The sequence below is a fragment of the Streptomyces rishiriensis genome, assembly GCF_003112535.1.
Classification (GTDB): Bacteria; Actinomycetota; Actinomycetes; order Streptomycetales; family Streptomycetaceae; genus Streptomyces; species Streptomyces rishiriensis.
The window spans coordinates 129,394-152,593 of the sequence record NZ_BEWA01000016.1 but is presented as its reverse complement, the minus strand read 5'-3'; the positions used below and the strand labels follow the sequence as shown (position 1 = coordinate 152,593).

General features: G+C 71.4%; 17 protein-coding genes and 1 pseudogene. 11 read left to right on the top strand and 7 right to left on the bottom strand.

The genetic code is table 11. From position 1 onward, the window contains the following. Position 1: 1 nt before the first annotated feature. Together Sri02f_RS27025 and Sri02f_RS27020 are read right to left on the bottom strand one after the other, a co-directional pair. On the bottom strand, positions 2–1,177 hold the full coding sequence (locus tag Sri02f_RS27025) for a glutathione-independent formaldehyde dehydrogenase (RefSeq protein ID WP_109003926.1): 1,176 nt from the start codon (positions 1,175–1,177) through the stop codon (positions 2–4). Positions 1,178–1,483: 306 nt separating this feature from the next. Then, the gene (locus tag Sri02f_RS27020; protein WP_174855712.1) at positions 1,484–2,605 is read right to left on the bottom strand and encodes a hypothetical protein; all 1,122 of its coding nucleotides are present in this window, start codon (positions 2,603–2,605) and stop codon (positions 1,484–1,486) included. A gap of 431 nt (positions 2,606–3,036) precedes the next feature. Here Sri02f_RS27020 and uvrA point away from each other — a divergent pair, with 431 nt between their 5' ends. Further along, on the top strand, positions 3,037–5,505 hold the full coding sequence (uvrA, locus tag Sri02f_RS27015; RefSeq protein WP_109003925.1) for an excinuclease ABC subunit UvrA: 2,469 nt from the start codon (positions 3,037–3,039) through the stop codon (positions 5,503–5,505). A gap of 64 nt (positions 5,506–5,569) precedes the next feature. Here uvrA and Sri02f_RS27010 read toward each other — a convergent pair whose 3' ends face one another. Together Sri02f_RS27010 and Sri02f_RS27005 are read right to left on the bottom strand one after the other, a co-directional pair. Further along, positions 5,570–6,415, bottom strand: a complete 846-nt coding sequence (locus Sri02f_RS27010; RefSeq protein ID WP_109003924.1) for an aldo/keto reductase — start codon at positions 6,413–6,415, stop codon at positions 5,570–5,572. 126 nt (positions 6,416–6,541) lie between these two features. Next, entirely contained in the window at positions 6,542–7,717 is a 1,176-nt protein-coding gene (locus tag Sri02f_RS27005; protein ID WP_109003923.1) for an MFS transporter, read from the bottom strand. 260 nt (positions 7,718–7,977) lie between these two features. Between Sri02f_RS27005 and Sri02f_RS27000 the strand changes: the two genes are divergently transcribed. After that, the gene (locus Sri02f_RS27000) at positions 7,978–8,868 is read left to right on the top strand and encodes a LysR family transcriptional regulator (RefSeq protein ID WP_109003922.1); all 891 of its coding nucleotides are present in this window, start codon (positions 7,978–7,980) and stop codon (positions 8,866–8,868) included. A gap of 61 nt (positions 8,869–8,929) precedes the next feature. Here Sri02f_RS27000 and Sri02f_RS26995 read toward each other — a convergent pair whose 3' ends face one another. Beyond that, positions 8,930–10,708: a PucR family transcriptional regulator gene (locus Sri02f_RS26995; protein WP_109003921.1), complete on the bottom strand. Its 1,779-nt coding sequence runs from the start codon at positions 10,706–10,708 to the stop codon at positions 8,930–8,932. A gap of 288 nt (positions 10,709–10,996) precedes the next feature. Between Sri02f_RS26995 and dnaK the strand changes: the two genes are divergently transcribed. The 9 genes and pseudogenes from dnaK to Sri02f_RS26950 all read left to right on the top strand — a co-directional run. Next, entirely contained in the window at positions 10,997–12,898 is a 1,902-nt protein-coding gene (gene dnaK, locus Sri02f_RS26990) for a molecular chaperone DnaK (RefSeq protein WP_109003920.1), read from the top strand. Between the two features lie 8 nt (positions 12,899–12,906). After that, the gene (locus Sri02f_RS26985; protein WP_109003919.1) at positions 12,907–13,515 is read left to right on the top strand and encodes a nucleotide exchange factor GrpE; all 609 of its coding nucleotides are present in this window, start codon (positions 12,907–12,909) and stop codon (positions 13,513–13,515) included. Between the two features lie 6 nt (positions 13,516–13,521). Further along, complete coding sequence (locus tag Sri02f_RS26980; RefSeq protein ID WP_109003918.1) at positions 13,522–14,472, top strand: DnaJ C-terminal domain-containing protein; 951 nt, start codon at positions 13,522–13,524, stop codon at positions 14,470–14,472. Continuing rightward, on the top strand, positions 14,472–14,879 hold the full coding sequence (locus Sri02f_RS26975; protein ID WP_109003917.1) for a chaperone modulator CbpM: 408 nt from the start codon (positions 14,472–14,474) through the stop codon (positions 14,877–14,879). Before Sri02f_RS26980 ends, Sri02f_RS26975 begins: the two co-directional genes overlap by 1 nt. Next, positions 14,870–17,509: an ATP-dependent chaperone ClpB gene (gene clpB / locus Sri02f_RS26970; RefSeq protein ID WP_109003916.1), complete on the top strand. Its 2,640-nt coding sequence runs from the start codon at positions 14,870–14,872 to the stop codon at positions 17,507–17,509. The genes Sri02f_RS26975 and clpB overlap by 10 nt, the downstream gene beginning before the upstream one ends. Then, on the top strand, positions 17,506–17,952 hold the full coding sequence (trxA, locus tag Sri02f_RS26965) for a thioredoxin (protein ID WP_109003915.1): 447 nt from the start codon (positions 17,506–17,508) through the stop codon (positions 17,950–17,952). The genes clpB and trxA overlap by 4 nt, the downstream gene beginning before the upstream one ends. Positions 17,953–17,957: 5 nt before the next feature. Continuing rightward, positions 17,958–18,221, top strand: coding sequence for a UBP-type zinc finger domain-containing protein (locus Sri02f_RS26960; protein ID WP_109003914.1), 264 nt, complete (start codon positions 17,958–17,960; stop codon positions 18,219–18,221). Beyond that, entirely contained in the window at positions 18,221–20,035 is a 1,815-nt protein-coding gene (locus tag Sri02f_RS26955; RefSeq protein ID WP_109003913.1) for an FAD-dependent oxidoreductase, read from the top strand. Before Sri02f_RS26960 ends, Sri02f_RS26955 begins: the two co-directional genes overlap by 1 nt. 185 nt (positions 20,036–20,220) lie before the next feature. After that, a pseudogene (locus Sri02f_RS26950) lies at positions 20,221–20,358 on the top strand (aspartate 1-decarboxylase); the annotation flags it as partial. A 787-nt stretch (positions 20,359–21,145) separates the two neighbouring features. On the opposite strand, the gene Sri02f_RS26945 reads toward Sri02f_RS26950, so the two are convergent. Together Sri02f_RS26945 and Sri02f_RS26940 are read right to left on the bottom strand one after the other, a co-directional pair. Beyond that, on the bottom strand, positions 21,146–22,384 hold the full coding sequence (locus Sri02f_RS26945) for a L,D-transpeptidase (protein ID WP_174855711.1): 1,239 nt from the start codon (positions 22,382–22,384) through the stop codon (positions 21,146–21,148). A gap of 309 nt (positions 22,385–22,693) precedes the next feature. Next, complete coding sequence (locus Sri02f_RS26940) at positions 22,694–23,194, bottom strand: hypothetical protein (protein ID WP_109003911.1); 501 nt, start codon at positions 23,192–23,194, stop codon at positions 22,694–22,696. Positions 23,195–23,200 lie beyond the last annotated feature (6 nt).

Here is a 23,200-nt window from a genome sequence, read left to right as displayed (position 1 = left end):
CTTACCGCTTGTGGCCGTTCCCGTGTCCGTTCGGATGTAGGACCACCTTGGTCCAGCCCTCGTCACGGGCGTCGAAGTGCTCGTAGGCGGTGGGGGCCTCGTCCAGGCTGAGTTCGTGGGAGACGAGGAAGCTCGGCTTCGCCTTCTCGCCGGCGATCAGATCCCGCAGCGCCCGGTTGTACCGCTTCACCGGTGCCTGCCCGGTGCCCATGCGCTGGCCCTTGAACCACATCATGCCGAAGTCGATCGGGACCTTGCCCTGCGCCTCCAGCTCGCCCTGGGCCTCCGCGCCGCCGGGGTCCTGGGGCAGGAACACGCCCACCACCCCGATGTCGCCCGTGAACCTGACCGAGTCGATCAGCCCGTTGAGCGTGAGGCTGGCGTCCTCGTGACCCTCGGGATCGTGTGCCTGGTATCCGACGCACTCACAGCCGTTGTCGGCGCCCAGACCGAGGGTGGCCTCCTTGACGACCTCCGCCGGGTTCTGCTCGGCGGTGTTGATCGGGATGGCCCCGATCTCCTCCGCCTTGCGCAGCCGGTCGGCCTGATGGTCCGCCACCCACACGCGCCCGGCGCCCTTGAGGAGGGCGGAGTAGGCCGCCATCAGCCCGACGGGACCGGCCCCGAAGACGATCGTCTGGTCACCCGGTTTGACGTGGGCCATCTCGGTGGCGTGATAGCCGGTGGGGAAGATGTCGGCGAGCATCACGTAGTCGGTCTCCCGCTCGGCGGCGTCCTCACCCAGACGCAGGGCGTTGAAGTCGCCGTAGGGCACGCGCAGGAGTTCCGCCTGGCCGCCCTGGTAGGGGCCCATGTCGGCGAATCCGTAGGCGGCTCCGGCGAGGGCCGGTTCCGGCTGCATGGTCAGGCAGTAGTTGGTCAGACCTTGCTCGCACTGCTTGCAGAAGCCGCAGGCGATGTTGAAGGGCAGGACCACGTACTCGCCGACCTGGACCTTGCGGACGGCCGAGCCGACCTCCACGACCTGGCCCATGTTTTCGTGTCCCAGGGTGCGGCCGGACTCGAACGAGGTACGGCCCTCGTACATGTGCAGGTCCGAGCCGCAGATGTTGGTAGTGGTGATCCTCACGACGATGTCGCAAGGGTGTTCTATCTTCGCGTCCGGCACATCCTTCACCGTGACCGTTCGCGGTCCTTCGTATACCGCTGCTTTCATGATCGCTTCCTTCGGCGCCGCGGCACGGCCGCAGCACGGGTGCGATGGGGACGGCGTGCCGAGCCTGACTCCCGCGAGTCGGTGCGACGGGGTCCATGACTCCGGCCTGCCTCTGTGGGCCGTTCACCCGGTTCAGGTGGAACGGTGGCCGCCGTCGCCTGCCCGGCGGGGCTTCTGCGCTCCGGCGGCGTGCCGTCCGAGTCCCCGTCGGCCCTGGGCGCGAAACAGCACGCACCGATCGATCAGCTGCGTCTTCGTACGGGGACGACGACCGACCGCCGGCGCATCTCCGGCGCGGGTCCCCGGCTAGTCGCCGTCGTCGACCTGGAGCATGCGGCGGCGTTCCTGTTCGCGCTTGGAGTAGGCGGCTGCCCGGATCGCCTCGTCGCTCTCCAGGCCCGATCCCAGCGCCCCGCCCACCGTCGCGACCGAAGCGACGAACCAGGACAACGTCCAGTACTCCGCCGCGCGAAGCGGGGTTCCCGTCGTCGAGGCGAACACCTGGCCGTTGAGGATGAACAGGGCCCACGCCAAGTTGATGACGATCAGCCCCGCGTAGCAGACGAGCACCCCGATACCCACGGTCACGATCGTCGAGGCGTTGTAGAGCCTCGCCCTTTGCCTCGCCTCGGGAGAGCGCTCCGCGGTCCGATGCCACAGCTGCGCGTCCACGATCAGCCAACCGATCATGAGCACGACAGACCCGACCGTGGCGATCACGAGGCGCGGAACGCTCAGGGACTCGGCCAGGTTCCAGATGGTGGAGTTCACGGTGGCGACTGCTCCCGTGGCGAGTGCGGCCGCCAGGGCTTTCGACAAGCCCGGCACCAGGCGCCACGGCCGGTTGGCGCGGACCATGCCGACGAGCACCCGCAGGTAACCGCGCGGCCCGCTGACGACGTACCGCACATCAGCGGCCTCCTCCTCACCGATCCGGCCCGGGTGAACAGGCGCGAGACGGCTGACGAAGGAAGCCGGCGACGGCCGGCTCCGCGGTGGTCCCTCCTCCTCGGCGGCCCGCCGTCCCGCCAGACTGAGCACGGTTTCTTCCACGGCCCGCCGGGCCCTCGTCTGCAGCCGCAGGCCCCCCAGCGTGGGAAGAGACAGCAGGGCCAACCCGTGTTCGTGACTCAGATCCACGACGAGCTTGAGCCCCTGCGAGTGCAGCGGAAGGTCGGTGAGGGCCACGACGATGTCCCAACCCTCCGCTCTTCCGCGGTCCATGATCCGGCGCATCAAGGTGGGCGGGTCCTCGGTCCCCGCGGTGAAGGGCTCACTCACCACCTCGACCTCGAACCGTCGTCCCTGGCCCGACCTGTCGGCGAGCCGGGCGGGAAGGAGCCGGGCCATACGCTGCGCGATCTCCGTGGGCGCGTCCGGATCCGCCAGGAGAGCCACCACCGTAACGCCCTGAGACGACACCCGCATGCCCCCTTCTCGTCGGCTGCCCCCGCGACCGCCCGTGCCTACAGGATGCCCCCGAGGCATGGGCGGCGCCGCGTGACACGCGGGCCCCTGCCGGCGGGTGCGGGCGATACGGTCGGGCGCCGGCAGGAGGGCAGGCGAAGGCCCCGACTGGTTCGGGGGATCCCCAGCCGGGGCCGATCGAGAGTGGGCGCGAAGGGCGGTCGCCTCGCGGCGGAGGCTCCATGAGGCTTCAGCCGAACGATCGTCCTCATGGGCAAAAAGTGAGGCCCGGGGACACTGTTCCCTTCACGCCCACACTCACGTCAACGGACGAGCGCCCCCGAATGTTCCCCGGGAGCGGCTCAAACCAGGATGCTCCGGACGCTCGTGCGAGCGGGCCCGATGACGGCGCCCGCCGCGCGGTTCCCGGCGCGATCGGGTAGTCAGGAACGGTGGACAAGGACGCGAACGACCTCTTCGTGCATGTCCGGGGCGCCAGTGAGAACAACCTGCGGAACATCGATGTCGACGTTCCGCGGGACGCGATGGTCGCCTTCACCGGCGTCTCCGGTTCGGGCAAGTCCTCGCTCGCGTTCGGCACGCTGTACGCGGAGGCCCAGCGGCGCTACTTCGAGTCCGTGGCGCCGTACGCCCGCAGGCTGTTGCACCAGGTCGGCGCGCCGCACGTGCAGGAGATCACCGGACTGCCGCCGGCCGTGGCCCTGCAGCAGCGACGCGGGTCGCCCAGCTCGCGCTCGACGGTCGGCACCCTCACCACGCTGTCCAATCTGCTGCGCATGCTGTACTCCCGCGCCGGCACCTATCCGCCCGGGGCCGCCCGGCTGGAGGCCGAGTCGTTCTCGCCCAACACCGCGGCCGGCGCCTGCCCGGAGTGCCACGGACTGGGCGTCGTGCACGACGTCGCCGAGGACCTGCTCGTCCCGGACCCCTCGCTGAGCATCCGCGAGGGGGCGATCGCCGCCTGGCCGGGCGCCTGGCAGGGCGCCAACCTGCGCAGTGTCGTGAACGGCCTGGGGATCGACATCGACCGGCCGTGGCGCAGGCTCAGGAAGAAGGACCGGGACTGGCTGCTGTACACGGACGAGCAGCCCTCCGTGTACATCGAGCCGGAGGAGGACCGCGTCGACTACGGCTACCAGGGCAAGTTCTGGAGTGCCCGCAAGCACGTCATGCACGTCCTCGCCGACTCCAAGAGCGAGAAGATGCGCGAACGGGCGCTCCGGTTCGTCAGGAGCGTGCCCTGCCCCGAGTGCCACGGCAGCGGACTGCGGCCCGAGGCGCTCGCCGTGACCTTCGCCGGACGGTCCATCGCCGAGATCAACGCGATGCCGCTCACCGAGGTCGTGGGGCTGCTGCGGCCCGTCGCGGGGCGGTCCGAGGCCGACGCCACCACGTCGACCGCCCGATCCGGGGAGACGACCGAGGTCGCGGTCCGGCTCTGCGGCGATCTGGTCGCGCGGGTCGACGTACTCCTCGACCTGGGCCTCGGATATCTCGGCCTCGGGCGCCGTTCGACGACCCTGTCGCCCGGCGAGGCGCAACGTCTGCGGATCGCCACCCAGCTGCGCTCGGGGCTGTTCGGCGTCGTCTACGTCCTCGACGAACCCTCCGCGGGCCTGCACCCGGCTGACGCGGAACCGCTGCTGGACGTGCTGGACCGCCTCAAGGCGGCGGGCAACTCGCTGTTCGTCGTGGAACACGACATGGACGTCGTACGGCGGGCGGACTGGGTGGTGGACATCGGTCCCGGCGCGGGCGAGGGCGGCGGGCGCGTGCTGTACAGCGGCCCGGTCGCCGGTCTCGAGCGGGTGGGTGAGTCGGCCACGAGCCAGTACCTGTTCGGGCGGGCCCAGCCGCTCGATCACCGCCCGCGCACCCCGCACGGCCGGCTGCGCCTGCGCGGCGTCTCCCGCCACAATCTGCGCGACGTGTCCGTCGAGGTGCCGCTCTGCGTACTGACGGCGGTGACGGGCGTGTCCGGTTCCGGAAAGTCGACGCTGGTGACGCAGGTGCTCGCCGAGGTCGTCCGCGGCCACCTCGGACTCGCACCCGAGGAGCCCGACGAGGCGCGGCTGGAGGTCGACGTCCAGGACGCGTCGGGGGTCGAGTCGTTCGACCGGCTGGTCCTGGTCGACCAACGGCCCATCGGCCGGACTCCCCGGTCCAACCTGGCCACGTACACGGGGATGTTCGACGCGGTGCGCAAGCTGTACGCGGCGACGGACGAGGCCAGGGCGCGCGGCTACTCGGCCGGGCGGTTCTCCTTCAACGTGCCCGAAGGGCGGTGCGAGACCTGCCAGGGCGAGGGATTCGTCGCGGTGGAGCTGCTGTTCCTGCCCGGCACCTACGCGCCGTGCCCGACCTGCCAGGGCGCCCGGTACAACGCCGAAACGCTGGAAGTCACCTACCGCGGCAAGAACATCGCGGAAGTGCTGGCACTGTCCGTCGACTCCGCCGCCACGTTCCTGTCCGCCGTCCCGGCCGCCTCCCGCAGTCTGGAGACGCTGCGCGAGGTGGGACTGGGGTACCTGCGGCTGGGGCAGCCCGCGACGGAACTCAGCGGTGGTGAGGCGCAACGCATCAAGCTGGCCACCGAACTGCAGCGCGCCCGCCGCGGGCACGCGCTCTACCTGCTCGACGAGCCGACGGCGGGGCTGCACCCCTCGGACATCGCGCTGCTGCTGCGACAGCTGCACCGGCTCGTCGACGCCGGCAACACGGTCGTCCTCGTCGAGCACGACCTGGACACGATCGCCACCGCCGACTGGGTCATCGACCTCGGGCCGGGCGGCGGCGACGCGGGCGGGCGGGTGGTCGCGGCGGGCCCGCCGGCCAAGGTGGCGAGGGCCCGCCGCAGCGCCACCGCCCCCTATCTCGCGGCCCGGCTCACACGCTCCTGACGGTGGGGCGAGGGGCTGAGCACCGGTCAGCGGGCGCCGCGCAGCAGCGACGCCCGGATCACGATCAGAGCATCTCCAGGGGGGTGGGCCCGCTGGGCGGCGCGAAGGCCTCGTCGAGGGCGTCGCGCGCCTCGGTGGGAAGGTGGAGGTCCAAGGCGCCGCGGTTCTCCCGAACGTGGTCGGGTGCTCCGGAACGCGGGATCGCGGCCACCCCCTGTTCCAGCACCCAGGCGAGCGCCACCTGGGTCGGCGTGGCTCCGAGGTCCCTGGCCACGGCGCCCAGTGCGTCCAGCTTCAGGAGCCGCCCCTGCTCGATGGGGGAATAGGCCATGACCGGCACCCCGGCCTCGCGGCACCAGGGGAGCAGATCCCACTCGACGCCGCGCCGGGAGAGGTTGTACAGCACCTGGTCGACGGCCACGGCGTCGCCGCCGGGGAGGGCGGTCAGCTCGGTCATGCCGGCGACGTCCAGATTGCTCACGCCCCAGTAACGGATCTTCTCCGCCTCCATCAGGTCGGTGAATCCCGCGAGGGTCTCCTCGAGCGGCCACCGTCCCCGCCAGTGCAGCAGGTAGAGGTCCAGCCGTTCAACACGGAGCCGCCGCAGGCTGCCCTCGCAGGCGGCGACGGTGCCCTGGCGGTCCGCGTGGCCGGGCAGCACCTTGCTGACGAGGAAGGCCTCCTCCCGGCGTCCCCGGAGGGCCTCCCCGACGAGTTCCTCGGCTGCGCCGTCGCCGTACATCTCCGCCGTGTCGACGACGGTCATGCCCAGATCCAGGCCGAGCCGCAGCGCGGCGATCTCCTGTTCGCGCCGGGCCGGGTCCTCGCCCAGGTACCAGGTGCCCTGCCCGAGTGCCGCGATCTCCTCACCGGAGGGGAGCGCGATCGTGCGGGCCGATTCCGTAGACATCTCCGGCCTCCCGTCTAGCGGATTCCTGTCACGCGCGCCCGCACCGAGTGCCCGGGCCCGCGTCTCCCAGACAACCGGTGACGACCGGTGTCGCTGCGCCGCGGTGAGGTCGGCAGGGCGAGCGGACTACGCCGAGAGCGCGCCGGGACCGGGTGCGCGGTCGCGCAGCGCGACGGCGACCGACACGACGGCGCCGCAGGAGAGGACCGCAGCGAAGCCGATCATCGCGGTCTGCACGGCGAAATGCCGCAGGGGGATGCTGAACAGGACGGAGGGCAGGCCCATCCCCAGGTACGCGACGACGAAGAACACGGCGAGGACCCCCGCGCGTGAGGCGGGCTCGGCCACGGAGACGGCACGTTCGACGCCTCCCTTGAACAGCAGCCCGGAGCCGGCTCCCGACAGGGACACGGCGACCAGGTAGAGCCAGAGCACCGGGTGGTAGAGGGCGACGGCGCACAGGACCAGGCCGAGAGGGAAGACCACTGCCCCCACGGTCAGGAGCCGGGGCAGCGGGAGGCGGCCCAGCACCAGCTGGGCGGCCGCCGCGGAACCGAACATGAGGAAGGCCGCCAGGCCGACCACGAGGTGCGAGTCGGTGTGCAGCGTGCCGTGGAGCACGCTCGCCCCGAGGGAGGAGATCAGGCCGAGAATCGCGAAGGCGGAGGCGCCCAGCGCGCCGGCCGCGCCGAACGTCCGCCGGCCGCCGGGGCGCAGGACGAACCTGCTGGGCGGGGCGGCCGCGGGCAGCTCCAGGTCCACGGTCTCCGGGGTGGACAGCACCAGCACCAGGCACACCGCCATGGCGAGCGCGAAGATCGCCTGGGTGGTGACCAGGGGCAGGGGAAGCCACTCGGCGGCGGCTCCGGCGATCAGGGGCCCTGCGGCCAGGCCACCGAGGTTGGCGGCGGTGGCCACGATGCCGGGCAGCACCGAACCCGTCCGTTCCGGACGGGCCTCGTGGTGGAGGTCGTGCAGGTACGTCGTCGCGGTCGAGGCCATCAGCCCCAGTCCGGCACCGTTCAGGATCCTCCCCGCGATCAGCCCCGGCAGGTCCCGCCACGCGATCAGCACGACCGACGCGACGATGCCGACCAGCAGCGCCGGGACGATGACGCGCCGGCGGCCGAGCCGGTCCGACAGGTGCCCCAGTCCGAGGAAGGCGGCCGCCGCGCCCACGACCATCGAGGCGTACGCCACCGTGACCGTGGTCGCGCCGAAGTGGTCCCGGGCCTCGTACAGCGGCCACAGCGGGGTCGGTGCGGTGCCGAAGGCCATCAGCACGGTGAAGGCGACCGCCACGAACCAGAAGCCGGTCGCGTGCGAGGCACGACGCCGGGCGGGGGCTCGGGGCGGCAGGCCGGCGGGAGCGAGGGCTGGGATCCGGTGGGTCGGGTCGTCGGGGGCGTCGGCTGTGGGACGGCTCAGCGGCGTCGGAACGGCAGGCAGGGGTAACCCTCCTCGGGTGGAAGCGGAAGGCGTTGTCCATCCTCCTCACCAGCCGCGATCAGTGCCAACGAATGTTTTTGCCGGGCTCGAGCAATGCGAGTGATACTCCCCGTGTGGAGCTACGTCAGCTGGAGCACTTCATCACGGTCGCCGAGGAGCTGAGTTTCACGCGTGCCGCCCGTCGGCTGCACGTGGTGCAGTCCGGTGTGTCCGCGGCGATTCGCTCCCTGGAGCGCGAGCTCGGCTGCGCGCTGTTCGAGCGCACGTCGCAGCGGGTCCGGCTCACCGGGGCGGCCGCGGCGCTGCTGCCGGAGGCTCGGGCCACCCTGCACGCCGCCCAGGCGGCCCAGGACGCCGTGCGTGCCGCGCAGGACACGCTGCACGGCACGGTGAACGTGGGCGCCATGGCCTCGGTCGAGGTGGTGGACCTGCCCGCGCTCCTCGGACAGCTGCACGGGAGGCATCCGGCGATCGACGTCCGGCTGCGGCTGGCGACGACCGGCTCGGCGGGACTGGCGCACGCGCTGCTCAGCGACGACCTGGACGTGGCCTTCCTGTCGCTGCCCGAGCACCGACCCGCCGGGATCGACGCACGGGAGCTGGCCACCGTGCCGCTCGTCCCGGTGGTGAGCGACGCCCATCCGCTCGCACGGCGGGCAGGGGTGCCACTTGCGGACCTCGCGGGGGAGCCCTTCGTGGACTTCCCGCCGGGCTACGGCAACCGCGAGGTGGTCGACCGGGCGTTCGCGGTGGCGGGCGTCGCACGCCGGGTCGCACTGGAAGTGCCCGACATCGACATGGGGGCGGCACTGGTCCGGCACGGCCTGGGCATCGCCTTCCTGCCCGCGTTCGCCGTCGCCCGCACCCCCGGCCTGCACGTCCTGGACGTCGCCGGCACCGTGCTCCGCTGGAGCATGCATCTCGGCAGGTCGTCGGCCCGACGGCCCAGCTCGGCCCTGCGGGCGCTGCTCGACCTGGTCGACGTCCACGTCGTCGCCCTGTGACGCCCGTGCCGTCATCCATGGGGGGCGTCGGACACCTTCTGATCTCCCTTCCGGCAGGGCATCAGCCCGGCCCGCCCAGCACGACCTTCCACACTCGGGTCGCCACCTGGAGGTTCAGCCGGTCCTCGACGTTCGCGAGGTCGTTGCCGCTGATGTCACGGATGCGCTGGAGCCGATAGCGCAGCGTGCTGCGGTGGATCGCGAGGGATTCCGCGGTCTCGTCGTAGTTGCCGCCGCAGTCGAAGTACCGGGACAGGGTCTTCACCATGGCCGTGCGGTGCCGGGAGTCGTAGTCGATGAGCTGCCCGAGCCACTCCTGGACGAACGTCTCCAGTTCCCGGTAGTCGTTGCCGGGTCCCAGGATGCGGTAGAGGCCCATCTCGTCGAAGAACGTCGTGCCGTAGCGCTCGCGGGAGTGACGGCGCACTTCCATGGCGCGCTGCGCCTCCCGGTAGCGGTGGGGTATCTCGTCCAGGGAGTCGCAAGGGGCGCTCACTCCGATCGTCCCGGACCGTGTCCCGGTCTCCCTGGCGAGTGCCTCGTACAACGCCCGGGCGTGCGGCCTGTCGTCGGCGACCAGGACCACATGGTCGGAACGTCGGGTCAGCAGCGAGCGCATGCCCACGGCAGAGGCCGCCCGTCCCACGGTCTGCGTGAAGGAATCGTCCGCGGTCCGGTTCGGCCACTGCACCACGACGACGTAGTGGCTGCGGCGCAGGTCGTGTCCGACGGCCTCGGACCGGGCGTAGGCGCTCGCCTCGTCCGTTCCCGCCAGGAGGTCGTCGACCAGTTCGCGGCGCAGCCTGAGTTCCACTTCGGCCAGATCGCGCAGGTGCGTCAGCTCCGGGGCGAGCGACGCGGCGGCGTGTTCCAGCGCGAGCACGGTGTGCTCGTCGGCCTCGTCCCGGGCATCGACGACGGCCAGTACGCCCAGGATCTCGCCGTGCGGGCGGACCAGGGCGACCAGCCGGTCCTTCACCCGCACCGGCCCGGCCTGACGGGCGACGGCGTGCAGCATCGCGTCCTGGCGCACGGGGTCCGGCTCGGGATAGGGGTCGGGGCGGCTGGGGCCGGTCCAGGACCTCAGCCGGCCGAAGCGGTCCTCGACCAGCGCGGGGAGTCCGGTGAGCCTGTGCAGTGCGCGGGTGATCGCCTCCTCGCCGCCGCTCGAGGCTGCGACGTCGGCCATGAGCGCGTGCACGGCCCGCTGGTACCCCAGCTCCGCCACGACGGAGATCAGCTGCCGCTGGAGGGTCGTGCGTTCGTCCCTCAGCCGGTGCAGCTCCAACGCGTCCTCGCGCTGGCGGTGGTGTGCGAAGGCGAGTGACAAGGCGGCAGCGGTGTGCCGGACGATCGTGGCGAGCAGGGACCGATCGGCCTCGGACGGCCGGGAGCGCGACGTCACCACGAGGTAGCCGTGGAGTCCCTCGAGTCCGCGCAGCCCCAGAGCCCGGCCCCAGGTGCTGCCGGGTACGGTCACGGGACCGTCCCGCCCGGCCAGGTCCCGCACCCTGCGGCCAACGGCCGAGGCGTGCGTCCGCCCGTTCCTCGGGCTGGGGACCAGGTCGCCGCCCACCTTGAGGTATCCGGCCTCGGCGCGGTACGGCCCCGCGGCGGCTATGTGGTCCATGGCCAGTCGCAGGATCTCGTCCTCGTCCGGGGCGTCGGACAGGGCGCGGGAGAGCGCCATCAGTTCGCGGAGGTGGTCGGCCGGGGTCGGAGCGGGTGGGCGGGGGTGTCTCGGCGCGGCCGTGGGGCGTCTGCCGACGCCGTCCCGCGCAACTCCGCCCTCCCAGTCGGAGCGGCGGTGGTACAGGCTGTGCGTCCGACTGTCGGCCATGGGATCACTCCGTTCTCCCCGAGTCTTCAGGGAGGCGAGTGCTATCGCGTACCCGCTTCCGGCCGGCCTACCCGAGATGTCCGGAATCTTTCTCTCGTCCTCGTGGGGCGACCGGGCCCGTGCATTCCCGGCCCGCCAGGCGCAGGCGTGGAGCCACGCGGCTCGTCACCCTGGGGAGTGTCGAGATCCTCCGTGCGCATCGCCGGGAAACCGGCGGAGGTCCCTCTTCCACCTGAACGAACGTGATCCGCGAGGTCGGCGCAGGCGCCGTACCGGGAGGAGTTCCCCATGGCCAAGGCAGTGGGCATCGACCTGGGCACCACCAACTCGGTGATCGCCGTGTGGGAGGGCGGCGAGCCGTCCGTCGTGCCCAACAGCGAGGGCAACCGCACGACACCGTCAGTGGTGGCCTTCACCGACACCGGGGAACGTCTGGTGGGCCAGATGGCCCGCCGCCAGGCCATTCTCAACCCCAAGGGCACCATCTACTCGGCCAAGCGGTTCATCGGCCGCCACTTCGACGAGATCCCCGACGAGGCCAGGGCGGTGGCGTACGACGTCGTCGAGGGCGACGGCGGGGCCGCCCGCTTCAAGGTGCGCGACAAGCTGTACGCGCCGGAGGAGATCAGCGCACAGGTGCTGCGCAAACTCGCCGACGACGCCTCCAAGCAGCTGGGGGAGCGGGTCACGGAGGCGGTCATCACGGTGCCCGCCTACTTCAACGACGCTCAGCGCACCGCCACCAAGGACGCCGGACGGATCGCCGGACTGGAAGTGCTGCGGATCATCAACGAGCCGACTGCGGCCGCCCTCGCCTACGGCATGGACAAGAAGGAGCACGAGACCGTCCTCGTCTTCGACCTGGGCGGCGGCACCTTCGACGTGAGCATCCTCGACGTCGGCGACGGCGTGGTGGAGGTGCGCTCCACCGCCGGCGACAGCCACCTGGGCGGCGACGACTTCGACCGGCGCCTGGTGGATCACCTCGCGGACGACTTCCAGAAGGAGAACGGCATCGACCTGCGCAACGACCCGCAGGCGCTGCAACGACTGTTCGAGGCGGCGGAGAAGGCCAAGACCGAGCTCAGTTCGGTGACGCAGACGCAGGTCAGCCTGCCGTTCGTCACCGCCGACGCCTCGGGCCCCAAGCACCTCACCGACTCGATCATGCGGTCCACGTTCGAGCAGATCACCGCCGACCTGGTGGAGCGCTGCCTGGGACCGGTGCAGCAGGCGATGGCAGACGCCAAGGTCGGCGACAGCGACATCGACGAGGTCATCCTCGTCGGCGGCTCCACCCGCATCCCCGCCGTCCAGACCCTGGTCCGCCGGCTGACCGGCGGCAAGGAACCCAACATGAGCGTCAACCCCGACGAGGTCGTGGCCCTGGGCGCCGCGATCCAGGCCGGGGTGCTCAAGGGCGAGGTCAAGGACGTCCTGCTGCTCGACGTCACACCCCTGTCGCTGGGCGTGGAGACGCGCGGCGGAGTGATGACGAAGATCATCGAGCGGAACACCACCATCCCGGTGCGCCGCAGCGAGACCTTCTCCACCGCCGAGGACAACCAGCCGGCCGTCGACGTGGTGGTCCTCCAGGGCGAGCGCGAGCGGGCCGCCGACAACCGGGTGCTGGGCCGGTTCCAGCTCACCGACATCCGTCCGGCGCCGCGGGGCGAACCGCAGGTCGAGGTCACCTTCGACATCGACGCCAACGGCATCCTCAACGTCAAGGCCCGCGACCGGGACACCGGCAAGGAACAGGGCATCACCATCAGCGAGAGCTCCAACCTGGACCGCGGCGAGGTCGAACGCATGGTCCAGGAGGCCGAGAGCAACCGGGGCCAGGACCAGGCACTGCGCGAGGCCGTCGATGCCCGCAACGAACTCGACGCCGTCGCGTACCAGGTCGAGAAGCGCCTCGCCGAACTGGGCGACGCGGCGCCCGCGCACGAGAAGGCGCGCGCCGAGATGCTCGTGTCCGACGCCCGGGCGGCGGTCAAGGAAGAGGCGGGCGTGGAGCGCGCGCGGCCCCTGACCTCCGAACTCCAGCAGGTGCTCGCCGGGCTGACGGCCCACCAGGGCGCCGGCGCCACGGGCGGCGGTCCCGGCCAGGACGCCGCCGCCGGCGGTCCCACGAGTGACGGCGGCGGGGACGACGATGTCATCGACGCCGAGTTCGACAAGGGCTGAGGCGCGCCATGCCCACCCACTCCCAGGAACCCGACCGGGCCGCGCCGGATCCGGTCGCACCGGTCCCGGAAGGCGCCGGACGCCCTCCTCGCGGGGATCTGCCCCAGCCGGGCCCGCCCCGGCCCGAAGCGGCGAACGGCGAACCGGGACCCGACGCCGCCGGGCCCGCGCGTGCCGAGGACGAGTACACCGCCGCGATCGAGGAACTGCAGGACCGCTGGCGGCGCGCACTCGCCGACCTCGACAACCTTCGCAAGCGTCACGCCAGGGAACTGGAGCGCGAACGGGCGGTCGAGCGGTCCCGCACGGCGGCCGCCTTCCTGCCCGTCGTCGACAACCTCGAACTCGCCCTGACCCACGCCGGCGCCGATCAGGGCGCGATCGTGGAGGGCGTCCGGGCCGTGCGCGACCAGGCGGTGAACGTCCTCGAACTGCTCGGCTACCCGAGGCACGCGGAGACCGGCGTCGCCTTCGACCCGGCCCTGCACGAGGTGGTCGGCGTCGTCCAGGACCCCGAGGCCCCACCGGGCACGGTCGTCCAGGTCCTGCGCCCCGGGTACGGGGACGGCGAGCGGCAGCTCAGGCCCGCCGCCGTGACCGTCGCCAAGCGGGAGTGACCGGTCATGGCGCGGGACTACTACGAGGTGCTCGGCGTGTCGCGGACCGCGAGCCAGGACGAGATCCAGCAGGCATACCGCAAACTCGCCCGCAGGCATCACCCCGACGTCAACAAGGACCCCGGGGCGGAGGAGCGTTTCAAGGACCTCAACGAGGCGTACAGCGTCCTGTCCGATCCCAAGACCCGGGCCCGCTACGACCGCTTCGGCGAGGACTTCCGCAAGATCCCCGAGGACTTCGACGAACGGGTCGCGGCCGGAGCGGGCGGCGGCTTCCGCGGTCGGAGGACCGCGGGCGACGGCGGTCCCCGTGTCCGGTACGCCACCGGCTTCGGCGACGAGTTCGGCGCCGAGGGCATCGACATCGAGGACCTGCTCGGCTCCATGTTCGGAGCCGGCGCCGCCCGGGGCGGAGTCCCCGGAGCGGACCAGGAGGCCGAACTGCCGCTCACCGTCGAGGAGGCGTACCGAGGAGGCCGTCGCACCGTCACGCTCGCCGGTCCCACCGGGCAGCCGCGGCGGTACGAGGTCGACGTGCCGGCGGGCGTCACCGACGGCCAGCGCATCCGCCTGGCCGGTGAGGGCGGACGGGGCAGTGGTGACGCCACCGCGGGCGACCTGTACCTGCGGGTGCGTGTCCAGCCCCACCCCCGGTTCCGGCTGGACGGCCGCGACGTGCACGTACAGGTCCCGGTCACCCCCTGGGAGGCGGCCCTGGGCGCGACCGTGCCGGTGCCCACCCCGGGCGGAGGCACGGCCAAGGTCACGGTGCCCGCGGGCTCGTCCAGCGGCCGGCGGCTGCGGCTGCGCGGCGAGGGCATGCCGAACCCGAGGGGCGCGAACGGCGACCTCTACGCCGAACTCCGGATCATGGTGCCGCCCACCCTGGGCGACCGGGAACGCGAACTGTTCGAGGAGCTCGCCGCCACTTCCCCGTTCGACCCCAGGAGGACGTGATGAACGACCGACCCGCGGGAGCGGCAGCCACCGGCCGGGCCGGCGTGGGCGCCCGACCGGTCCGGACGGGCGCCGACCTCACCGCCTCGACGGCAGTCCGGTACGCGCTCGTGCCCGTCCCCAGGCTCTCCCTGGCCGCCGTGGCCCGTCGCTCGGGCCTCCACCCCGACCTGGTCCGCCGGTTCGTCGCCCTCGGCCTGGTCGACGCCGAACGCGACGCAGCGGGGCGCCTGGTGTTCGACCCCACGGCCCCGGCGGCCCTCGCCCGCATCCAGCGGCTGCGGACCGGACTCTGCCTCAACTACGCATCCATCGGCCTGGTGCTGGACCTGCTCGACCGCATCAGTCTGCTCGAAGCCGCCCTGCGCGGCCGCGGCACGAGGAGTGAAACACCCCCATGGACATGAACCGTCTCACCCAGAAGTCCCAGGAAGCCCTCCAGGAGGCCCAGACCGCGGCCGTCGGCATGGGGCACACCGAGGTCGACGGGGAACACCTGCTGCTCGCACTTCTCGATCAGGAGGACGGTCTGATCCCGCGGTTGCTGCAGCAGGCCGGCGCCGAGCCGCAGGAACTGCGCGCCGCCGTGGGCGAGGAACTCTCCCGCCGCCCCAAGGTCACCGGCCCCGGCGCGGCGCCCGGCCAGGTCTTCGTCACCCAGCGCCTGTCCCGCCTGCTCGACGCCGCCGAACGGGAGGCCAAACGCCTCAAGGACGAGTACGTGTCCGTGGAGCACCTCCTGCTCGCCCTGGCCGAGGAGAGTTCCTCGACCGCCGCCGGGCGGCTGCTCAAACAGGCCGGCATCACCAGGGACTCGTTCCTGGGCGCGCTCACCCAGGTCCGCGGCAACCAGCGCGTCACCTCCGCCAACCCCGAAGTGGCCTACGAGGCACTGGAGAAGTACGGCCGCGACCTGGTCCTCGAGGCCCGGTCCGGGCGGCTGGACCCGGTCATCGGCCGGGACGCGGAGATCCGCCGCGTCACCCAGATCCTCAGCCGCAAGACCAAGAACAACCCCGTCCTCATCGGCGACCCGGGCGTCGGCAAGACCGCCATCGTCGAGGGCCTGGCCCAGCGCATCGTCCGCGGCGACGTCCCCGAAGGCCTGCGCGACAAGACGGTGTTCGCCCTCGACATGGGCTCCCTGGTCGCCGGCGCCAAGTACCGCGGCGAGTTCGAGGAACGCCTCAAGGCCGTGCTCAGCGAGGTCAAGGCCGCCGAAGGACGGATCCTGCTCTTCGTCGACGAACTGCACACGGTCGTCGGCGCGGGCGCAGCCGAAGGGGCCATGGACGCGGGCAACATGCTCAAGCCGATGCTCGCCCGCGGCGAACTGCACATGATCGGCGCGACCACCCTCGACGAGTACCGCAAGCACATCGAGAAGGACGCCGCGCTCGAACGCCGCTTCCAGCAGGTCCTGGTCGAGGAGCCGGACGTGGAGGACACCATCTCCATCCTGCGCGGGCTGCGCGAACGCCTGGAGGTCTTCCACGGTGTGAAGATCCAGGACACCTCGCTGGTCGCGGCGGCGACGCTCTCCCACCGCTACATCACCGACCGGTTCCTGCCCGACAAGGCCATCGACCTCGTCGACGAAGCCTGCGCCCGGCTGCGCACCGAGATCGACTCCATGCCCGCCGAACTCGACGAGATCACCCGCCGCGTCACCCGCCTGGAGATCGAGGAGGCGGCCCTGTCCAAGGAGACCGACCCTGCCAGCAAGACCCGCCTGGAGGAACTGCGCAAGGAACTGGCCGACCTGCGGGGCGAGGCCGACGCCAAACGCGCCCAGTGGGAGGCCGAACGGCAGGCGATCCGCCGCGTGCAGGAACTGCGCCAGGAACTGGAGCAGGTCCGCCACGAGGCGGAGGAGGCCGAACGCGCCTACGACCTCAACCGCGCCGCCGAACTCCGCTACGGCCGGCTCCAGGACCTGGAGCGCCGGCTCGCCGCGGAGGAGGACCAACTGGCCGCCAAACAAGGGCAGAACCGGCTGCTGCGCGAGGTCGTCACCGAGGAGGAGATCGCCGAGATCGTCGCCGCCTGGACCGGCATCCCGGTCGCCCGCCTCCAGGAGGGCGAACGCGAGAAGCTGCTGCGCCTCGACGAGATCCTGCGCGAGCGCGTCATCGGCCAGGACGAAGCCGTCAAACTCGTCACCGACGCCATCATCCGCGCCCGCTCCGGCATCCGCGACCCCCGGCGCCCCATCGGCTCGTTCATCTTCCTCGGCCCCACCGGAGTCGGGAAGACCGAACTGGCCAAGACCGTCGCCCGGACTCTGTTCGACTCCGAGGAGAACATGGTCCGCCTCGACATGAGCGAGTACCAGGAGCGGCACACCGTCAGCCGGCTCGTGGGCGCACCGCCCGGATACGTCGGCTACGAGGAAGGCGGCCAGCTCACCGAGGCCGTACGCCGCAAGCCGTACTCGGTCGTGCTGTTCGACGAGATCGAGAAGGCGCACACCGATGTCTTCAACACCCTGCTGCAGCTCCTCGACGACGGCCGCATCACCGACGCCCAGGGCCGCACCGTCGACTTCCGCAACACCGTGGTCATCATGACGTCCAACATCGGCTCCGAGCACCTCCTCGACGGCGCCACCGCCGAAGGCGAGATCAAGCCCGACGCCCGCGCCCTGGTGATGGGCGAGCTGCGCGGGCACTTCCGCCCGGAGTTTCTCAACCGCGTCGACGACATCGTGCTGTTCAAGCCGCTCGGCGAGCGGCAGATCGAGCGGATCGTGGAGCTGCAGTTCGACGAACTGCGGCACCGGCTCGCCGAACGCCGCATCACCGTCGAACTCACCCCCGCCGCCACGGAAGTGATCGCCCACCAGGGCTACGACCCGGTGTACGGGGCCCGCCCACTGCGCCGCTACATCTCCCACGAGGTCGAGACGCTCGTCGGACGCGCCCTGCTGCGCGGCGACGTCCAGGACGGCGCGACGGTCCGCGTCGACGCCCAGCACGGAGAGCTGGTGGTCACCTACGACCAGCCCGAGGACGTGAAGGGAGCGCGAGCGGCATGAGCACGATGCAGGCCACGACCGTCAAGTGCCCGCACTGCGGGCGCACCAACCGGGTGCCCGCGGCCGCGGAGGGCCGGCCCAGGTGCGGCCACTGCAAGCAGCCCCTGCCGTGGATGGTGGACGCGGGCGACGACGACTTCACCGAGGTCGCCGAGCGGGCCGACGTCCCCGTCGTGGTCGACCTGTGGGCCACCTGGTGCGGCCCCTGCCGCATGGTCAGCCCCGCGCTGGAGAAGGTCGCCACCGATCTCGCCGGCCGCATCAAACTCGTCAAGGTCGACGTCGACAAGAACCCGCGGCTGTCGCAGCGTTTCGAGGTCCAGGCGGTACCGACGCTGCTCGTCCTCGACCGGGGCGAGACGGTCGCCCGGCAGGCGGGGGCGGTGCCCGCCCCCGCTCTGCGCCGCTGGGTGGAGCAATCGATCACGGCCCGGGAAGGGTGATTTGGATGACCCTGCACGCAGACCCCCACCTCGCGCTCGTCCGGCCGGTCCGGCCGCTGACCCCGGAAGGCTGTCAGGAGTGTCTGCGGCTCGGCTCCCCGTGGGTCCACCTGAGGCTCTGCCTGACCTGCGGGCACGTCGGCTGCTGCGACTCCTCGCCGAACAAGCACGCGCGCAGGCACGCAGCCGCCGTCGCCCACCCGATCGTGCAGTCGTTCGAGCCCGGCGAGGAATGGCGCTGGTGCTACGCCCACGAGGCGTTCGTCTGATGTCCGGCGACCAGTCGCCGCCGGGCGAAGGACCGGTCCCGGAGGAAGCCGCCGAAGCCGTCTTCTGGGAGACCCCGGACGTCTACGGCGCGTATCCGCGCCTCACTGAGGACCAGATCGCCCGTCTGGCGGAGCACGGGCGACGCCGGAGCATGGCTCCGCACGACGTGCTGATCCGGGAGGGGGAGCGCTGCGAGACGTTCTTCGTCGTCCTCAGCGGCGCCGTCGCCGTCGTCGAGGACCACGGCACTCCCGAGGAGCACGTGCTGCGCGTGCACGGCCCCGGTCGCTTCATCGGCGAACTCGGGCTGCTGCACGGACAGGTGGCCTTCTACACCGCTGTCGCCAGGGAGCCGGGCGAGGTCCTCGTCGTCTCCCTGGACCGGTTGCGCCACCTGGTGTCCCAGGACTCCACCCTCGGGGACGTCGTGCTGCGCGCCTGTCTGGGCCGTCGCGCGCTGCTCGTCGGACAGGGCGCCGGCTTCCGCGTCATCGGCTCGCGCTACTCGCCCGACACCAGGCGGCTGCGCGAGTTCGCCGTCCGCAACCGGCTGCCGCACCGCTGGATCGACCTGGAGACCGACGAGGAGGCCGAGGACCTGCTGCGCCGCTTCGGCGTCGGCCCGGAGGAGACACCGCTCGTCATCTGGCGGGACACCACCCTGTTGCGCAACCCCAGCAACGCGGAACTGGCCCGGCTCATCGGCCTGCCGTCACTGCCCGCCGGAGACCGTCACGGCGACGTCCTGATCGTCGGCTCCGGACCCGCCGGCCTCGCCGCCGCGGTGTACGCCGCCTCCGAGGGCCTGAGCACCACCGTGGTGGAGGCGATGGCCACCGGCGGCCAGGCCGGCACGTCGTCCCGCATCGAGAATCTGCTCGGTTTCCCCGCCGGCGTCTCCGGCGCCGAACTCACCGAACGCGCCGTGCTCCAGGCCGACAAGTTCGGCGCCAGGATCAGCATTCCGGTGGAGGCGACCGCTCTCCACCCCAAGGACGAGGACCACTACGTGGTGGCGTTCGCCGACGGCAGCGAGCTCGCCGCCCGCGCCGTCGTCCTGGCCACGGGCGCCCGCTACCGCCGGCTTCAGGTGCCCGGCATCGAACGCCTGGAGGGAACGAGCGTCCACTACTCGGCGACCGTCTACGAGGCCCAGCAGTGCCGCACCGACCCGGTGGCCGTCGTCGGCGGAGGCAACTCGGCGGGCCAGGCGGTGCTGTTCCTCGCCGGGTACGCGCCGAAGGTGCACCTGCTGGTCCGAGGACCCAGCCTCGAGGCCAACATGTCCCGCTACCTCGTCGACCAGGTCGAGCGCCATCCGCGGGTGGAGGTCATGCTGCACACCGAGGTCGCCGAGGTCATCGGCCAGGAGGTGCTGGAGGAGCTCGACGTGGTCGACAACCGCACGGGCGGGAACCGCCGGCTCGCGGCAGGGGCCCTGTTCGTCTTCACCGGCGCCGAGCCCCACACCGAGTGGCTCGCCGGCATGATCGCCCTCGACTCCCGCGGCTTCGTCCTCACTGGCCCGGAGGCCCAGGAAGCCTGCGCCCACCCCGAGGTGTGGCACGGCCGAGGGCGTCCGTGCATGACCCTGGAGACCAGCCTGCCCGGAGTCTTCGCGGTAGGGGACGTCCGCAGCGGCTCGGTGAAGCGGGTGGCCTCGGCGGCCGGTGAGGGCGCGATGGCCATCCACTTCGTGCACCGGCACCTGGGGCACTCGGCCGCGCCCGGCGCCACGGGCACGTCCGCCGCCGCGGGCGGCTCGGACGTCTCCGCACGCCTGCGTCACAAGGAGTCCGCATGGCTCGCATGACGCATGGCGGGCGACGAGATCACGAGAACGAATTACCGAGCGGCATCAGAGAGGTCGGCAACGGGCCGGTGTGAGTCCTCGAACACCCGGCGACGGCTGACCGGGCATGCGAAACGAGGTAACCTCCGAAGAACGCCCTTGACCTGCAATAGCAGGCAGGGAGCAGACGAATCGGGAGTCTCTTCGTGTTTCGTACGATGTTCAAGTCCAAGATCCACCGTGCCACCGTCACCCAGGCCGACCTGCACTATGTGGGGTCCGTGACGATCGACGCCGACCTGCTCGACGCGGCCGACCTGCTGCCGGGCGAGCTCGTGCACATCGCGGTGAGACCCCAACGGGACCAGCCACCGGCCTTCCAGCCGGGAGAAACGGACAGCTGGTTCGTGTAGAACTCCTCCGGGGCCACGGAGGAGGAGCTGTCCACCGCGGCTCCGGCGGCCTGCCACCTGCTCCAGTCCGCCACCTGCTCCCGCAACTCCTTGCTCAGCTCCAGGAAGTGGGGGGTATTCCACGACCTCCTCCGGCGAGAGCAGGCACGGCTGAGGCAGGTAGCCGGGAAACTCGAACGCATAGGTCCGCATGCTGGGTGTTCCGGTGTTCATGCCCGACTGCCAGCAAGGCACCAGATTGTCCGGTCCGCCGTCACGGCGTCCGCCCTTTCCGCCAAGGATGTTGGCGATCAGGTGACAGCGGGCGAGCCCGGTCCCGGGCGAGTTGACGCGGGCGAACTCCTGGACGTCCTGCCGGCCGGTGATGTCCCCGTCGGCGTCGCTGCCCTCGCCGAGGTCCTTCCCGAGGCAGGCCTGGGCCATGGTCGCCCGAGTGCCCGCCGGACCGGGCGGGTTGGTGCTCTTGTTGACGTGCGGCACCGGTTCGGTGGTGTTCTTGATCCACCCGTCGTGGGAAGGAAGCGCCCCGGCCGACGCGCTCTTCAGGCAGTCGCCCTGCGGCTCGGGGGTCGAGCCGGCGATCTCCACCTTGACCTGCTCGGCCTCCACCACGCGCTGGCTCGCGAAGCCTTCGGAAAGCTGCGTCTGGGCGGATGATCAGGGGAGTGGCGATCTTCGTGGCCGGCCTGCCCGCCGGGGCGAGCCCGACGGCCCGGTGTCAGCCGGTCGCGCTGCCCGCGACCCACTCGCTCCAGGACATGTTCCAGTCGCTGAGACCGTTGCCCGGAGCCAGCCTGGTCTTGTCCTGGGAGTTCTTGACGATCACGACGTCACCGATCATCGAGTGGTCGAAGAACCACGCGGCGGGCTGCCTGTCGCCGCCGCCGCCCCTGACGTCCCTCAGGCCTATGCAGCCGTGGCTGGTGTTGACCTTGCCGAAGACCGAGTCGGCACCCCAGTAGTTGCCGTGGATGAAGGTCCCCGAGTCGGTCAGGCGCATGGCGTGCGGCACGGCCTTGATGTCGTACGAGGGCTTGCCGTTCTTCTCCGTGAGGCCGACGCTCGCACCGTTCATGTGGGTGTGGCTGAACTTCTCGGAGATCACCATCCGCCCGTTGTACGTCGGGTGCTCGGCGCTGCCCGACGAGATCGGGACGGTCCGGATCGTCTTGCCGTCCCTGACGACGGTCATCTGCTTCGTCTTGGCGTCCACGGTGCTGATCTGGCTCCGGCCGATCGTGAACGTGACCGTCTTCTGGATGCCCTGGCGGTTGAGCGTGACGGTGACGACGGAGCCGGGCTTCCAGTAGGTCCGAGGGCGGAAGTCCAGGCGGTGACCGTTGAACCAGTGACCGACGACCTGCTGGCCGCTGCTGGAGCTGACCTGGATCTCCGACTGCACGGCGGCCTTGTCGCCGACCGACTGGTCGAAGCCGACCGTCACCGGCATGCCCACGCCGACGGTCGAGCCGTCCTCGGGGGAGAGGTGCCCGATGAAGTCGTTGGCCGGGGACGCCGTGGCGATCGAGGCGTTCTCGGTGGCGGAGCGGCCCTTGGCGTCCTCGGCGTCTGCGGTGATCTGATACCTGGTGGCGCGCTCCAGCCGGCTGTTCGGCTTCCAGGAGGCGCCGTCCGCGGACAGATGGCCCGGGATCTCGGCACCGGTCGCGACGGCGGTCATCGTCACCTTGGTGAGCTTGCCGTTGCTGACGGTGACGCCGACCGGGTCGTCGACGCCGACGCCGTAGGCGCCCGACCCGGGGGTGATCCGTATGCGGGCGTCGGAGGCTTCCTGGGCGCTCGCCTGATGTGCCCGGGCCCGCGACGTCGAGTGGCTCCCGGCATCGTTTCCGCTGGTGGCGGCGTTGCTCGTACCGCCGAGGGCCGTGACCGTGAGTATGCCGCCGAGTACGCCGGCCGTAGCCACCAGCCCGGTGCGTCGTTCACTCAGCCTCATCAACCGCTTCTCCCATGGCACTGGCTTGGAATTCCCTGCGCTGATCGCCGAAGGAGCGCGACCAGCTTTTCGACCATAGGCATCCCCCTGTCCATAAATCGACAAATTGTGGCGAAGGGCACGCATCGTCGGGCGCGGCGCCACCCAGCCCGCCCGCCCGCCCTGAACGATCGCCGTGTGTGAGCGCCCCGGCGCGGCGCCGCACGGTGCAACCCCGGTGACGAGGTCCTCGGCGACTGGCCGACGTCGTGATGCGGAGGCCTCTTCGGCTCGCCGGCGCCGACGGCCTGGAATGGGCGGGCTCCGTGCTCACTGCGGCAGGCCGGCCTCGTCCGCCTCGCGGAGGATGTCTCGGCACATGAGGGAGCGCACCGACGCGCGGGCTGCGAGAACGGCCAGCGTACGGCGAACCTCCGTGCCCAGCCGAAGGAGCTGGAGGCTGCTCTGGTCGCCCTTGTAGGCGTGGAGGCGGAAGACCTTGACCGCGATGTCGTCGCGGTCGTCGGCGAAGGTGTCCGGGAGCCCGGCGAGCAGTTCGAAGTCCTGCTTCCCGGTCACCGCGTCGGCCACGGCGCTGAGGGGCAGGGCCTCGCACTCTGATGCGGACAGCGAAGCGTCCACCGCGACAGCGTGGGCCGCCAAGGCCGTGAGGACCTCGATGAGTCGTTCCCCCACCGCCACGTCGATGCCCCAGGCGCACAGCCTTTCTCGACGGCGACCCTGGCGCCATGGCTCCTGGTCCAGCAGCGGCAGCAGGGCGCGACCCAGGTACGCGCAGCGACGCCACAGCATGTCGTGGTCCGAGGTCACGACCGG

Coding starts and splice junctions, on each gene's coding strand:
- Sri02f_RS27025 (WP_109003926.1), bottom strand. CDS start 1,177: ATGAAAGCAGCGGTATACGAAGGACCGCGAACGGTCACGGTGAAGGAT.
- Sri02f_RS27020 (WP_174855712.1), bottom strand. CDS start 2,605: ATGCGGGTGTCGTCTCAGGGCGTTACGGTGGTGGCTCTCCTGGCGGAT.
- Sri02f_RS27010 (WP_109003924.1), bottom strand. CDS start 6,415: ATGTCTACGGAATCGGCCCGCACGATCGCGCTCCCCTCCGGTGAGGAG.
- Sri02f_RS26995 (WP_109003921.1), bottom strand. CDS start 10,708: ATGGCCGACAGTCGGACGCACAGCCTGTACCACCGCCGCTCCGACTGG.
- dnaK (WP_109003920.1), top strand. CDS start 10,997: ATGGCCAAGGCAGTGGGCATCGACCTGGGCACCACCAACTCGGTGATC.
- Sri02f_RS26985 (WP_109003919.1), top strand. CDS start 12,907: ATGCCCACCCACTCCCAGGAACCCGACCGGGCCGCGCCGGATCCGGTC.
- Sri02f_RS26980 (WP_109003918.1), top strand. CDS start 13,522: ATGGCGCGGGACTACTACGAGGTGCTCGGCGTGTCGCGGACCGCGAGC.
- Sri02f_RS26975 (WP_109003917.1), top strand. CDS start 14,472: ATGAACGACCGACCCGCGGGAGCGGCAGCCACCGGCCGGGCCGGCGTG.
- clpB (WP_109003916.1), top strand. CDS start 14,870: ATGGACATGAACCGTCTCACCCAGAAGTCCCAGGAAGCCCTCCAGGAG.
- trxA (WP_109003915.1), top strand. CDS start 17,506: ATGAGCACGATGCAGGCCACGACCGTCAAGTGCCCGCACTGCGGGCGC.
- Sri02f_RS26960 (WP_109003914.1), top strand. CDS start 17,958: ATGACCCTGCACGCAGACCCCCACCTCGCGCTCGTCCGGCCGGTCCGG.
- Sri02f_RS26955 (WP_109003913.1), top strand. CDS start 18,221: ATGTCCGGCGACCAGTCGCCGCCGGGCGAAGGACCGGTCCCGGAGGAA.
- Sri02f_RS26945 (WP_174855711.1), bottom strand. CDS start 22,384: ATGAGGCTGAGTGAACGACGCACCGGGCTGGTGGCTACGGCCGGCGTA.